The 14,173-nt window shown below is 55.0% G+C and carries 12 protein-coding genes; 8 read left to right on the forward strand and 4 right to left on the reverse strand.

Translation table 11 applies throughout. The annotated features are described in order from the left end of the window. The first annotated feature begins 141 nt into the window (after nucleotides 1-141). From NA197_RS12845 to agp, 5 genes are all read left to right on the forward strand, one after another. The gene (locus tag NA197_RS12845; RefSeq protein ID WP_001118902.1) at nucleotides 142-504 is read left to right on the forward strand and encodes a copper resistance protein; all 363 of its coding nucleotides are present in this window, start codon (nucleotides 142-144) and stop codon (nucleotides 502-504) included. A 48-nt stretch (nucleotides 505-552) separates the two neighbouring features. After that, nucleotides 553-2,439, forward strand: coding sequence for a protein-disulfide reductase DsbD family protein (locus NA197_RS12850; protein ID WP_438796695.1), 1,887 nt, complete (start codon nucleotides 553-555; stop codon nucleotides 2,437-2,439). Further along, nucleotides 2,436-3,059 (forward strand): DsbA family protein, encoded by a 624-nt coding sequence (locus NA197_RS12855; RefSeq protein ID WP_064043525.1) that lies wholly within the window; start codon nucleotides 2,436-2,438, stop codon nucleotides 3,057-3,059. Before NA197_RS12850 ends, NA197_RS12855 begins: the two co-directional genes overlap by 4 nt. Continuing rightward, a complete protein-coding gene (locus NA197_RS12860) occupies nucleotides 3,049-3,555 on the forward strand; it encodes a protein disulfide oxidoreductase (RefSeq protein WP_000907522.1) in 507 nt (168 codons plus the stop codon). Before NA197_RS12855 ends, NA197_RS12860 begins: the two co-directional genes overlap by 11 nt. A gap of 132 nt (nucleotides 3,556-3,687) precedes the next feature. Continuing rightward, the gene (gene agp, locus NA197_RS12865) at nucleotides 3,688-4,929 is read left to right on the forward strand and encodes a bifunctional glucose-1-phosphatase/inositol phosphatase (protein WP_064043524.1); all 1,242 of its coding nucleotides are present in this window, start codon (nucleotides 3,688-3,690) and stop codon (nucleotides 4,927-4,929) included. A gap of 33 nt (nucleotides 4,930-4,962) precedes the next feature. On the opposite strand, the gene NA197_RS12870 is transcribed toward agp, so the two are convergent. Both NA197_RS12870 and wrbA read right to left on the reverse strand, forming a co-directional pair. Next, nucleotides 4,963-5,190: a YccJ family protein gene (locus tag NA197_RS12870; protein ID WP_001143125.1), complete on the reverse strand. Its 228-nt coding sequence runs from the start codon at nucleotides 5,188-5,190 to the stop codon at nucleotides 4,963-4,965. A gap of 20 nt (nucleotides 5,191-5,210) precedes the next feature. Beyond that, a complete protein-coding gene (wrbA, locus tag NA197_RS12875; protein WP_001062898.1) occupies nucleotides 5,211-5,807 on the reverse strand; it encodes an NAD(P)H:quinone oxidoreductase in 597 nt (198 codons plus the stop codon). A 384-nt stretch (nucleotides 5,808-6,191) separates the two neighbouring features. Here wrbA and NA197_RS12880 point away from each other — a divergent pair, with 384 nt between their 5' ends. Together NA197_RS12880 and rutR are read left to right on the forward strand one after the other, a co-directional pair. Next, the gene (locus NA197_RS12880; RefSeq protein ID WP_001273663.1) at nucleotides 6,192-6,359 is read left to right on the forward strand and encodes a general stress protein; all 168 of its coding nucleotides are present in this window, start codon (nucleotides 6,192-6,194) and stop codon (nucleotides 6,357-6,359) included. Nucleotides 6,360-6,495: 136 nt separating this feature from the next. Next, nucleotides 6,496-7,134, forward strand: coding sequence for an HTH-type transcriptional regulator RutR (rutR, locus tag NA197_RS12885; RefSeq protein ID WP_000083128.1), 639 nt, complete (start codon nucleotides 6,496-6,498; stop codon nucleotides 7,132-7,134). On the opposite strand, the gene NA197_RS12890 is transcribed toward rutR, so the two are convergent. Together NA197_RS12890 and putA are read right to left on the reverse strand one after the other, a co-directional pair. After that, complete coding sequence (locus NA197_RS12890; protein ID WP_000821059.1) at nucleotides 7,131-7,526, reverse strand: lysozyme inhibitor LprI family protein; 396 nt, start codon at nucleotides 7,524-7,526, stop codon at nucleotides 7,131-7,133. The two genes, rutR and NA197_RS12890, sit on opposite strands and share 4 nt — an antisense overlap. A gap of 58 nt (nucleotides 7,527-7,584) precedes the next feature. Next, nucleotides 7,585-11,547 carry a trifunctional transcriptional regulator/proline dehydrogenase/L-glutamate gamma-semialdehyde dehydrogenase gene (gene putA / locus NA197_RS12895; protein WP_052931627.1) on the reverse strand — a complete coding sequence of 1,321 codons (3,963 nt, stop codon included), beginning with the start codon at nucleotides 11,545-11,547 and terminating at the stop codon, nucleotides 7,585-7,587. Nucleotides 11,548-11,968: 421 nt separating this feature from the next. Here putA and putP point away from each other — a divergent pair, with 421 nt between their 5' ends. Continuing rightward, nucleotides 11,969-13,477 (forward strand): sodium/proline symporter PutP, encoded by a 1,509-nt coding sequence (gene putP / locus NA197_RS12900; protein WP_001018463.1) that lies wholly within the window; start codon nucleotides 11,969-11,971, stop codon nucleotides 13,475-13,477. The last annotated feature ends 696 nt before the right edge of the window (nucleotides 13,478-14,173 follow it).

Genomic DNA, 14,173 nt, shown 5'->3' on the forward strand with positions numbered 1-14,173 from the left:
CCAGTTATATCATTAGTAAGAATAAATTACGTTGTTCGACTATCAGAAGGTTGCGCAGCGCGCCGACATAACTTTACAGGGGAAAGGTTGCCAAAACCGCGCCAGTGGCTAAGATAACTCGCGTTAAACAGTGAGGGCGCAATGGCGAAACAACAACGGATGGGCTGGTGGTTTCTTTGCCTTGCATGTGTCGTGGTAATGGTTTGTACCGCGCAACGCATGGCGGGCCTGCACGCCTTGCAGATGCAGGCGACGGCCTCTGCTGCGGTGGTCAGCGCTCCCTCCTCGACAGATGACGGCTCGCCGGTCACTCCCTGCGAATTAAGCGCCAAGTCGCTGCTGGCGGCGCCTCCGGTACTCTTTGAAGGCGCTATCCTTGCGCTTTGTCTACTGCTTTCCTTACTGGCGCCTGTCCGGGTCATGCGCCTGCCGTTTTCGCCTCCACGGGCTATTTCGCCGCCCACATTACGGGTACATCTACGATTTTGTGTCTTCCGTGAATGACAGACCGGTTATTGCTAACGGTTAATTACTCATTCACGGAGAAAAAATATGATGCTTTTGTTCAGGCGGATACTGTTCTGCCTGTTGTGGCTTTGGCTGCCCGTCTCCTGGGCGGCGGAAAGCGGCTGGCTGCGTTCGCCCGATAACGACCATGCCAGCATACGGCTACGTGCCGATACGTCCGCTAACGGTGAGACCCGGCTGTTGCTGGATGTCAAACTGGAAAACGGCTGGAAAACCTACTGGCGCGCGCCGGGGGAAGGGGGCGTGGCGCCCTCTATCGCCTGGAAAGGCGACATGCCTGAGGTAAGCTGGTTCTGGCCAACCCCCTCGCGCTTTGATGTGGCGAATATCACCACCCAGGGATATCACGACGAGGTGACCTTTCCGATGATCGTGCGCGGTACGCCGCCCGCGACCTTGCGCGGCGTGTTGACGTTATCAACCTGCAGCAATGTTTGTCTGTTGACCGATTACCCCTTTTCCGTGACGCCCACTGTGCAGAATGCCGATTTTGCCCATGACTATGCGCGGGCGATGGGTAAAGTTCCGCTCCGCAGTGGACTAACGGACTCGCTTGACGTCGGCTATCGCCCGGGAGAACTGGTGGTCACTGCTACGCGAGCGGCGGGCTGGTCATCGCCCGGGCTCTATCTTGACACCATAGATGACGTCGATTTTGCGAAGCCTCGCCTGCGCGTAGAGGGCGACAGGTTACAGGCGACGGTGCCGGTGGCGGACAGTTGGGGCGAAAAGGCGCCCGATTTGCGCGACAAATCGCTGACCCTCGTGTTAGCCGATGGCGCTATCGCCCAGGAGAGCACGCAAACCATTGGCACTGCGCCAGCGCAAACGCCGGACAATGCGGCGCTACCTTTCTGGCAAGTTGTAATGATGGCGCTAATCGGCGGACTGATTCTTAATTTAATGCCCTGCGTACTGCCGGTTCTGGGCATGAAACTTGGCTCTATTTTATTGGTAGAGGAAAAAAGCCGCTCTCACATCAGGCGACAATTTTTGGCTTCGGTCGCCGGTATCATTGCGTCATTTATGGCGCTGGCGGCGTTTATGACCCTCCTTCGCCTGTCAAACCATGCGCTGGCCTGGGGAGTCCAGTTCCAGAATGCATGGTTTATTGGTTTTATGGCGCTGGTGATGTTGTTGTTTAGCGCCAGCCTGTTCGGGCTTTTTGAGTTCAGGCTTCCCTCATCTATGACCACGAAACTGGCCACTTACGGCGGTAACGGTATGTCGGGACATTTCTGGCAGGGGGCGTTCGCCACGCTGCTGGCGACGCCTTGTAGCGCGCCGTTTCTGGGCACGGCGGTCGCGGTGGCGCTCACGGCGTCGTTGCCGACGCTGTGGGGGTTGTTCCTTGCGCTTGGCCTGGGAATGAGCGCGCCGTGGCTACTGGTCGCGCTACGACCAGGGCTTGCGCTACGTTTACCGCGCCCCGGGCGTTGGATGAATGTCCTGCGCAGGATCCTCGGTCTGATGATGCTGGGATCGGCTATCTGGCTGGCGACGTTACTCCTGCCGCATTTCGGCTTCACTGCGTCAAAGAGCGCGCAAGACACGGTTCAGTGGCAACCCTTGAGTGAACAGGCAATCCAGTCGGCGCTGGCGCAGCATAAGCGGGTATTTGTCGATGTCACTGCGGACTGGTGTATTACCTGTAAAGTGAATAAATACAACGTCCTGCAAAAAGAGGATGTGCAGGCCGCCTTGCAACAGCCGGATGTTGTGGCGCTGCGGGGAGACTGGACGCTGCCGTCCGATGCCATTACAGATTTTCTGAAAACGCGCGGCCAGGTCGCCGTGCCGTTTAATCAGGTATATGGCCCCGGCTTGCCGGAAGGGGAGGCATTGCCCACTTTGCTGACCCGCGATGCGGTATTACAAACGTTGAAAAAAGCGAAAGGAATAACCCAATGAAATACATGATTGTTTTGCTGCTGGCGCTGTTTTCGACGCTAAGCATCGCGCAAGAAAACGCTCCTTTTACGCCGGATCAGGAAAAGCAGATTGAAAATCTGATCCATGCGGCGTTGTTTAACGATCCTGCCAGCCCGCGGATAGGCGCTAAACACCCTAAGCTGACGCTGGTGAACTTTACGGATTACAACTGCCCGTACTGCAAACAGCTCGATCCGATGCTGGAAAAGATTGTGCAGAAATATCCTGACGTTGCGGTCATTATTAAACCGCTGCCATTCAAAGGAGAGAGTTCCATACTGGCGGCGCGTATTGCGCTGACCACCTGGCGCGAGCATCCGCAACAGTTCCTCGCGCTACATGAAAAACTCATGCAAAAGCGCGGTTACCATACGGATGACAGTATTAAACAGGCCCAGCAGAAAGCAGGGGCTACGCCAGTGACGCTGGATGAAAAAAGCATGGAAACGATACGCACTAATTTGCAGTTGGCAAGGCTGGTCGGCGTGCAAGGAACGCCAGCGACGATCATTGGCGACGAGCTGATTCCGGGCGCAGTGCCCTGGGATACGCTGGAAGCGGTGGTGAAAGAAAAACTGGCGGCTGCCAATGGCGGGTAAACTGCGGCGTTGGCTGCGTGAAGCCGCGGTTTTTCTGGCGCTCCTCATCGCGATAATGGTGGTCATGGACGTCTGGCGCGCGCCGCAGGCGCCTCCGGCGTTTGCCGCGACACCGTTACATACGCTGACGGGAGAGTCGACAACTCTGGCGACATTGAGCGAAGAACGCCCCGTACTGCTCTATTTTTGGGCCAGCTGGTGCGGGGTATGCCGCTTTACTACGCCTGCGGTCGCTCGCCTGGCGGCGGAAGGGGAAAACGTCATGACCGTTGCGCTCCGCTCCGGCGATGACGCTGAGGTTGCCCGCTGGCTGGCGCGCAAGGGCGTTGACTTCCCGGTCGTCAATGATGCTAAAGGCGCCTTATCCGCTGGCTGGGAAATCAGCGTGACGCCAACGCTGGTGGTGGTTTCACAAGGTCGGGTTGTGTTCACCACCAGCGGCTGGACCAGCTATTGGGGCATGAAGCTTCGGCTGTGGTGGGCAAAAACGTTCTGAATATGCGCCGGGGTTTCCCGGCGCTAACGCGTTTACTGTAAGAAAAACCCCCGTTTTGCGAAATCGTTCCCGGAAAAATGATCCATTTCTGTCACACTCAGAACGATTTGATAACAACAAGAGGTCATAGGGATGAAAAAATCATTACTCGCTGTTGCTGTGGCAGGGGCTGTTTTGTTGTCATCCGCCGTACAGGCGCAGACAACGCCGGAAGGTTATCAATTACAACAGGTGCTGATGATGAGCCGCCATAATCTGCGGGCGCCGCTGGCGAATAATGGCAGCGTACTGGCGCAGTCGACGCCGAACGCCTGGCCGGAGTGGGACGTTCCCGGCGGGCAACTGACGACGAAAGGCGGCGTGCTGGAAGTCTATATGGGACACTACACACGTGAATGGCTGGTCGCGCAGGGGCTGATACCGTCGGGAGAATGTCCGGCGCCCGACACGGTATATGCCTATGCGAATAGTTTGCAGCGCACCGTCGCCACCGCGCAATTTTTCATTACCGGCGCTTTCCCCGGCTGTGATATTCCTGTTCATCATCAGGAAAAAATGGGCACTATGGACCCTACCTTCAATCCGGTGATTACCGATGATTCCGCCGCGTTCCGGCAACAGGCCGTACAGGCGATGGAAAAGGCGCGTAGTCAGCTACATCTTGATGAGAGTTATAAACTGCTTGAGCAGATAACGCATTATCAGGACTCGCCGTCCTGCAAAGAGAAGCATCAGTGTTCGCTAATCGATGCGAAAGATACCTTCAGCGCGAACTATCAGCAAGAGCCTGGCGTGCAGGGGCCGCTTAAAGTAGGGAACTCGCTGGTGGATGCGTTTACCCTGCAATATTACGAAGGGTTTCCGATGGATCAGGTCGCCTGGGGCAAGATTAACACCGATCGGCAGTGGAAGGTGCTGTCAAAACTGAAAAACGGCTACCAGGACAGCCTGTTTACCTCACCCACGGTGGCGCGCAATGTCGCTGCGCCGCTGGTGAAATATATCGATAAGGTGCTGGTTGCCGAGCGCGTTAGCGCGCCGAAGGTTACCGTACTGGTGGGGCATGATTCCAATATCGCGTCGCTGCTGACGGCGCTGGATTTTAAACCCTATCAGCTCCATGACCAGTATGAGAGAACGCCGATTGGCGGTCAGCTTGTCTTCCAACGCTGGCATGACGGCAACGCTAACCGGGATTTGATGAAAATCGAGTATGTCTACCAGAGCGCCCGGCAGTTACGTAATGCGGAAGCGTTAACGCTCAAATCGCCTGCGCAAAGGGTAACGCTGGAACTGAAAGGATGTCCGGTGGATGCGAACGGCTTCTGTCCGCTGGATAAGTTTGATAACGTCATGAACACTGCCGCAAAATAGCCGTATGCCCCCGCGCAGGCGGGGGCGTTTGTGTTATACGTTCTTACGTTCGATGATTTGTTCGCCCCAGAAGAGCGAGTCTTTGTCCGTTTTCTCAAAGGCTTTGATCAGCACCTCATCGCTACCTTCTTCCCATATTTTTTCTGCCAGTTTCTCGTCATAGTGAGCGACTTCAAAAATGGCTTCGGCAATTTCCGGCGACGTATTACGCAGGCTTGCCCATTCGCCGACGCGGTGCGCTTTTGCTTCTTGAGTTGGCATTCGAATCCTCCTGTTGAAGATTAGCCGTTGAGTTTGACTGCCAGACCGGCGACGTATTCCCCCTGATAGCGAGCGATAGAGAGTTCCTCCTGGCTTGGTTGACGTGAACCGTCGCCTCCGGCGATAGTCGTTGCGCCGTAAGGCGTGCCGCCGCGAACCTGGGAGACGTCAAACAGTTCCTGTGCGGCATAGCCTATCGGGACAATCACCATCCCATGATGGGCAAGCGTAGTCCAGGTCGAGGTGATGGTCTGCTCCTGGCCGCCGCCCGTTCCGGTAGAACTGAACACGCTGCCGAGCTTGCCGTATAGCGCGCCGGATGCCCACAGTCCACCGGTTTGATCCAGGAAGGTACGCATCTGGCCTGACATATTGCCAAACCGGGTTGGCGTACCAAAAATAATGGCATCGTAATCCGCCAGCTCCTGTGGGGTGGCAACCGGTGCGTTTTGCGTTTTACCGCCAGCTTTTGCGAAGATTTCAGGCGGCATTGTTTCTGGCACACGCTTTATAATGACCTCTGCGCCGTCGACTTTCTTTGCCCCTTCCGCCACCGCGTGCGCCATGGTTTCAATGTGTCCGTACATGGAATAATAGAGCACCAGAATCTTTGCCATTTGTACTACTCCTCAGATTAATCAGGTGTGTAGCGATTCGCTACGTCTATTTAAAGATATGCCCTCATGTGAAGAGTGCAAATTTCAGCGCCATTTCTTTGATTTATAACAATAATTAATTTGGCGACCTTTGTTGCAAAATGATACATTTTTAAGCGCTTTGATTTTTCCAACTATAAGAATAACTTATTTATTTCTCATGGTTATTATTCTGCATATTCGGCTTCTGATGTTGCAGAATATTTCGGTAAGCGGCCTACCACGGCGTTTTTCACTATGCTTAATGTTACGCGGCGTTACTGATGATATCGTTCATACGCTGCGCGAGGAGATACTCCTCATTACCTATGCAATATGATGTCTAATCTATGACGGAGGTCAGTAATGGCAAACCATCGTGGCGGTTCCGGTAATTTTGCGGAAGACCGCGAAAGAGCATCAGAAGCAGGTCGTAAAGGTGGTCAGCACAGCGGGGGCAATTTTAAGAATGACCCGCAGCGTGCATCCGAAGCAGGCAAAAAAGGGGGCAAAAGCAGTAACCGTAATAGCTAGCCTGCGTCACAACAGCAAGACGCTGAGCGTTTCGCGCTAAAAAGCGTCATGCGCCACCGCCGCCGGATTTCCGGCGGTTTTTTTGTTTATAAGCCGGATTTGGTATGCTTGCGTCCTGACAAAAAGGAGAGGGCGCATGTCGCAACGCACAGAGAAAAAAATCGGGAAACGCTCGCAGGCCACCGGTGCAAAACGGCAGCTTATCTTAACTGCCGCGCTTGCTGTTTTTTCCCAGTATGGCATTCATGGCGCGCGTCTTGAGCAGGTCGCCGAGCGGGCTGGCGTCTCCAAAACCAATCTGCTTTATTATTATCCCTCGAAAGAGGCGCTGTATGTCGCAGTAATGCGACAGATCCTGGATGTCTGGCTGGCGCCGCTCAAGGCGTTTCGCGCAGAATTTTCCCCTCTGGAGGCCATCAAAGAGTATATCCGTCTCAAGCTGGAGGTTTCGCGTGATTATCCGCAGGCGTCGCGGCTCTTCTGCATGGAGATGCTGGCGGGCGCGCCGCTCTTAATGGAGGAACTGACCGGCGATCTAAAAGCGTTGATAGATGAAAAATCCGCGCTGATTGCCGGATGGGTGCACAGCGGGAAACTGGCGCCCGTCTCCCCGCACCATTTGATCTTCATGATTTGGGCCGCCACGCAACATTACGCCGATTTTGCCCCTCAGGTTGAGGCGGTAACCGGCGCGACGCTTCGCGATGAAGCCTTTTTCAACCAAACGGTCGAAAGCGTTCAGCGCATTATTATTGAAGGGATTCGCGTGCGTTAACCGGCTGGCGGCAGTGGGCAGCTCAAATCACCCTCTTCACATTGCAGCAGCGAGGCTAAAAACGCTTCGCGTTCGTTCGTTTTATCGGTCAGGCACTGGCTGGCGATCATGGGTTGCACGCTGCCGCCCTCCGTACCTGAGCGAATCAGAGCGCAATCGGCGTCCCGCAGGGCAATCCATGCCACCTGCGCTTTTTGCAACAGCTCGCGCTGCGGCGGTTGCGCACGCTTAATCGCGCTTTGATAGGTTTCGTTCAGCTTTTTATCTGCCGCCTGGTATTGCGCGGCGGCGCAGCGATTCATTTCCAGCTGCGTACTGGCGCTGGCGCACTCATCGGCCAACGCCTGACTGCTGAACAACAACGCCGCGCAGGTAAGGAAAATTCGTTTCATACGGTCCTCTGACGCGAGTAAAAAGGCTCCATTGACGGAGCCTTAATTAACCACAGTATTAGCCAATTGTCATCAGGCTGGCATTACCGCCAGCGGCGGCAGTGTTTACGCTCAGCGAACGTTCAATATAGAGCCGTTCCAACAGTATATTGCTTTCGCCGCGGGCGAACCCCTGTACCGACACTATCGCGCCTTCGCGGGCGGCGACGGCTTCGCAAACGGTTCGCAGCTTGTCGGAGTCGCCGTGGAAAATCACCGCGTCAAACGGCTGCGCCATCAGCGTTTCCGCTTTCGCAAACTGGACACGCGCCGCAACGGCGGCGGGGAGACGTTTCGCCAGATCGCGGTGGAAGGCGTCGTCTGACCATAGCGCCTGACTGCCGACGGCGAGAACGGCGGCAAGCTGCGTCAACGCGTCCTGTTCGTCATCAGCCAGGCATAATACCCGTTCACGCGGCAACAGCGTCCAGGTATTACGCTCGCCGGTCGGCCCCGGTAGCAGGCGCTGCGTGCCGGCCTGCGCCAGATCGGCGAATTGTCGGCAGAGCGTCTGTAGCGCCGGGCGATCCGCCGCCCATTGCGTCAGAGCGGTCAACGGCGCGAGTAGCGTGGTTTTAAGCTGCGCATCCACCGGGTAACGCGCATCCTGACGAGTCAGCGTCGTATTGAGCGCATTGGGCGGGCGGTGTGCCAGCAGGCGGTAGAGATAGAGCGGCCCTCCCGCTTTTGGCCCGGTACCGGACAGTCCTTCACCGCCAAACGGCTGGACGCCGACGACCGCGCCCACCATATTACGGTTAACGTACAGGTTGCCGACATGGGCGGAACCGGTGACTTGCGCAATGGTTTCATCAATACGGGTATGTACGCCCAGCGTTAGCCCGTAGCCGGAAGCGTTAATCTGTTCGATAAGCTCCGCCAGTTGGTTACGGTTATAACGCACGACGTGCAGCACGGGCCCGAAGACCTCTTTTTCCAGTTCTGCGAAGTTTTCCAGCTCAATAAGCGTGGGCATAACAAACGTACCGGTCTGCCATTCCTGCGCGTCATCGCTGTTTTCACGCGCGGCCTGGAAAACCGGGCGGCCTTTGGCGCGCATCGTCTGGATATGACGTTCAATGTTGGCTTTGGCCTCGCTATCGATCACCGGCCCGATATCGGTCGTCAGACGGCCTGGATTCCCCATCCGACACTCCGCCATCGCGCCGCGTAACATTTTCAGCGTATGTTCGGCGATATCGTCTTGCAAACACAGCACGCGGAGCGCGGAACAGCGTTGTCCGGCACTGTCGAAAGCGGAAGCCAGCACATCCACGACCACCTGCTCGGTGAGCGCGGAAGAGTCGACAATCATAGCGTTCATACCGCCGGTTTCCGCAATCAACGGAATAGGGCGGCCCTGGGCGTCAAGACGCGTGGCAATGTTGCGCTGCAACAACGTCGCCACCTCCGTGGAACCGGTAAACATCACGCCGCGTACACGCGCATCGGCGGTAAGCTGGGCGCCGACGGTTTCTCCCCGTCCCGGCAACAGTTGCACGACGCCCGGCGGTACGCCCGCTTCCAGCAAAATGGCAATGCCCTGGGCGGCAATCAGCGATGTTTGCTCTGCCGGTTTCGCCAGAACGCTGTTACCTGCCGCCAGCGCGGCGGCGATTTGGCCGGTAAAAATGGCCAGCGGGAAGTTCCATGGACTGATGCAGACCACCGGCCCTAACGGGCGATGCGTTTCGTTATCGAAATCGTCACGCACTTGACCGGCATAATAATGGAGGAAGTCAACCGCTTCACGCACTTCGGCAATGGCGTTGCTGAACGTTTTCCCGGCTTCACGCACCAACAGGCCAATCAACTGCTGCATTTGGTCTTCCATCAATACCGCCGCCCGCTGCAAAATGGCGGCGCGTTCTTGCGGCGGCGTCGCAAACCAAACCGGCGCCTGATTGACCGCGTTTTGCAATGCCTGTTCAACCTCGCTTTCTGTCGCTTCGCGTCCCCAGCCAACAATATCTTTCGGTTCCGCCGGGTTGATAACCGGCGTCATCTCACCGTCGGCCACCGGTTGTTCCAGCACAGGTTTTGCCTGCCATTTCTGCATGGCGTTGCTTAACAGGGCAGAAGAAAGCGAGGCGAGGCGATGTTCATTCGCTAAATCAAGTCCGGCGGAGTTTATCCGACCTTCGCCGTACAGATCGCGCGGCAGCGGAATTTTCGGATGCGGTATGCCAGCCTGACCTTCCTGCTGCGCCAGTTTTTCCACGGCCTCGACCGGGTCCGCCACCAGTTCATCGAGCGGTAGGGTGGCATCGGCGATGCGGTTGACAAAAGAGGTGTTGGCGCCGTTTTCCAGCAGGCGTCGTACCAGATAGGCCAGCAGGGTTTCGTGTGTTCCCACCGGCGCGTAAATACGGCAGGGACGGTTAAGTTTTCCGTCCGCCACTTTACCGGTGACCTGTTCATACAGCGGTTCTCCCATGCCGTGCAGGCACTGGAATTCGTACTGACCCGGATAGTAATTTTGCCCGGCCAGATGATAAATCGCCGCCAGTGTGTGAGCGTTATGGGTCGCGAACTGCGGGTAGATCAGATTAGGGACGGCGAGCAGTTTTTTCGCGCAGGCCAGATAAGAGACATCGGTATACACTTTGCGGGTATAAACCGGATAGCCCTCCAGCCCTTCCATTTGCGCGCGTTTGATCTCGCTATCCCAGTAGGCGCCTTTCACCAGACGAATCATCAGCCGACGGCGGCTACGGGAGGCCAGATCGACTAAATAATCAATGACCAGCGGGCAGCGTTTTTGGTAAGCCTGGATCACAAAGCCAATGCCGTTCCAGCCCGCCAGTTCGGGTTCGAAGCAGAGTTTTTCCAGCAGATCGAGCGAGATCTCCAGACGATCCGCCTCTTCGGCGTCGATATTGAGACCGATATCATACTGGCGCGCCAGCAGCGTCAGTGATTTCAGGCGCGGATAAAGCTCCTCCATTACCCGATCGTATTGCGCGCGACTATAGCGTGGATGCAGGGCGGACAGCTTAATCGAGATGCCTGGCCCTTCGTAAATACCGCGACCGTTAGAGGCTTTGCCGATGGCATGAATCGCTTGCTGGTAAGAGACCATATAGGCCTGCGCATCGGCGGCGGTTAACGCGGCTTCGCCCAGCATATCGTAAGAATAGCGGAACCCTTTCTCTTCCAGTTTTCGGGCATTCGCCAGCGCCTGAGCAATGGTTTCGCCAGTCACGAACTGCTCGCCCATTAAACGCATCGCCATGTCGACGCCTTTGCGGATTAACGGTTCGCCGCTCTTGCCGATAATGCGGTTCAGCGAGCGCGAAAGATTGGCTTCGTTATGCGTTGAGACCAGTCGGCCGGTAAAGAGCAGCCCCCAGGTGGCGGCGTTTACAAACAGCGACGGGCTACGGCCAATATGCGACTGCCAGTTGCCATTACTGATTTTGTCGCGAATTAACGCATCGCGCGTAGCTTTGTCGGGAATACGCAGCAGCGCTTCCGCCAGACACATCAGCGCAACGCCTTCTTGCGAAGAGAGGGAAAACTCCTGCAACAGGCCTTGCACCATACCCGCGCGACCGCTGGCGGATTTTTGATTGCGCAATTTCTCCGCCAGTTGATACGCCAGTTTATGCGCCTGCTCAGCGACAGGCGGCGACAGGCGCGCCTGTTCCACTAGCATTGACACCGCATCGGTTTCCGGGCGGCGCCAGGCGGCGGTGATGGCGGCGCGAGAGACGGATTGGGGAAGAATCTGTTCGGCAAACTCCAGAAAGGGCTGATGCGGCTCATCCTGCGGCGCGACCGGCTCCTCGCTTTCATTTGCCGCGCCAGCAAACAGCGCAGGTAGCTCCGGTAGCGTATCGCTATTTTCCAGCTTGTCCAGATAGCTAAAGATTGCCTGTTTTATTAACCAGTGCGGCGTGCGATCGATACGCGACGCGGCCATTTTGATCCGTTCGCGCGTGGCGTCGTCCAGCTTAACCCCCATCGTGGTGGTTCCCATACCCTCTACTCCTGTTATTCGCTCTATCTGCTAACCAATAGTTAGCGGAAAATATCCACCATGTTGCAACTTTGTGCAACCGCGTTAAATGTGACCTGCGTTGCAAGCTTAAAAATGAATAAATTGTTAAAAAAAGATAAGGGAGTGTCTGACGAGAAAACCATCTGGATTTATTTTCTCTGCGGTAGTTAACACTTTTAAAAGGTGCAACCGCAAAAAATGTGAGAGAGTGCAACCTGGAGAAAAATAGTATCCCTCTGCAATCAAATTTGATGTAAATGGTGTGTTAAATCGATTGTGAATAACCACCGCTTCCGGCAGGATACGGTCGCCCTGGTAAACATAACACCCTTGCCACGTTCCGGCAGGGTACAAAACGGCACGCTACGGTAGTGCCAATAAATAAATTTGGAGAACCTTGATGGCTATTAGCACACCGATGTTGGTGACATTCTGTGTCTATATTTTTGGCATGATATTGATTGGGTTTATCGCCTGGCGCTCTACCAAAAACTTTGATGACTATATTCTTGGCGGTCGCAGTCTGGGGCCGTTTGTTACGGCTTTATCAGCCGGCGCGTCGGATATGAGCGGCTGGCTGTTAATGGGGCTGCCTGGCGCTATCTTTCTGTCGGGGATCTCTGAAAGCTGGATCGCCATTGGCCTGACGTTAGGCGCATGGATTAACTGGAAGCTGGTGGCCGGGCGCCTGCGCGTGCATACCGAATTTAACAATAACGCGCTCACGCTGCCGGACTATTTTACCGGTCGGTTTGAGGATAAGAGCCGAGTCCTGCGTATTATTTCCGCGCTGGTCATTCTGCTGTTTTTCACTATCTATTGCGCGTCAGGTATTGTCGCTGGGGCACGACTGTTCGAAAGCACCTTCGGTATGAGCTATGAAACCGCACTGTGGGCGGGGGCCGCGGCAACCATTATTTATACCTTTATCGGCGGGTTTCTTGCCGTTAGTTGGACGGATACCGTTCAGGCCAGCCTGATGATTTTTGCGTTAATCCTGACGCCGGTGATGGTTATTGTCGGCGTAGGCGGTTTTAGCGAGTCGCTGGAAGTGATCAAGCAAAAGAGCATCGAGAATGTCGACATGCTCAAGGGGCTGAATTTTGTCGCCATTATTTCCCTGATGGGCTGGGGACTGGGTTACTTCGGTCAGCCGCATATCCTGGCGCGCTTTATGGCGGCGGATTCCCATCACAGTATTGTTCATGCGCGTCGTATCAGTATGACCTGGATGATTCTGTGTCTGGCGGGCGCGGTGGCGGTGGGCTTCTTTGGCATTGCGTACTTTAACAATAACCCCGCGCTGGCCGGGGCGGTGAACCAAAACTCAGAACGCGTATTTATTGAACTGGCGCAGATCCTGTTTAACCCGTGGATTGCCGGTATTTTGCTGTCTGCTATCCTGGCGGCGGTGATGTCGACGTTGAGCTGTCAGTTGCTGGTATGCTCCAGCGCGATTACAGAAGATTTATATAAGGCTTTTCTGCGTAAAAGCGCCAGCCAGCAAGAGTTGGTATGGGTAGGGCGAGTGATGGTGCTGGTGGTAGCGCTGATCGCCATTGCGCTGGCGGCGAACCCCGATAACCGTGTGCTGGGGCTGGTGAGCTACGCCTGGGCTGGATTCGGCGCGGCATTTGGACCTGTTGTCCTGTTTTCTGTGATGTGGTCGCGTATGACACGTAACGGCGCGCTGGCGGGAATGATTATTGGCGCGGTGACGGTTATCGTCTGGAAACAATATGGTTGGCTGGATCTGTATGAGATCATCCCTGGCTTCATTTTCGGCAGCCTGGGGATCGTAATCTTTAGCCTGCTTGGCAAAGCGCCGACAGCAGCGATGCAGGAACGCTTTGCAAAAGCGGACGCGCATTATCATTCCGCGCCGCCGTCAAAGCTACAGGCGGAATAACCGACATGTCCGATAGTATTATTGCCATCGGACATATTTTACCAGGCGGCGTTATACGCCTGCCTGGTCCTCTGATAAGTCCCGGACCGATTGACTGAAGATGTTCAGGTAAATGAGGACGCTCTCTCAAACTATTTTTAGCCCTTGAGCGCCGTTAACGCGGCCGTAATACGTCTCGAGTAATCACTAACTGGCCATATATGAAATCGCCTGTTAATGGTACCAATAGCCTTGACGCAATAGGGTAATGACAAAAATTAAAACGAGTCAGCGTTACTCGCGTAAGTATGCCGCACAAAATTTTGCAAAATAATGCCGTTTTAGCGATGGGAGAGAGGACACGTTAATTACTCCATTTTAACCTTTTATATGTTGAATATTCAATGCCTTATGGGTAGTTTCACCATTAATACCCGCAGTAGCTAATGATTATCTTTTTTAGTCTCCTGCCGATGAAATAATCGTGTAATCTTTCTGTAAGAGACTGACAATGACGCAATAATGTTTGGTTAATGCTTGGTGAATATATTGTTGCATTATTGATGTTTTGTGTTGTACTTAGTAGTAATAGCGGTAGTTCCCCGGCAGTGATGGTCACTCACTATGGAGATCGCGAATGGTAATGTCCGCACCAGGACACATTGTTTACAGTAGTTACAACACCCTGTACGGACATTCTCTCTCCGGTGGTGGTCT

Source organism: Salmonella sp. NW884 (genome assembly GCF_051700745.1).
In the GTDB taxonomy this organism is placed as follows: Bacteria; Pseudomonadota; Gammaproteobacteria; order Enterobacterales; family Enterobacteriaceae; genus Salmonella; species Salmonella enterica.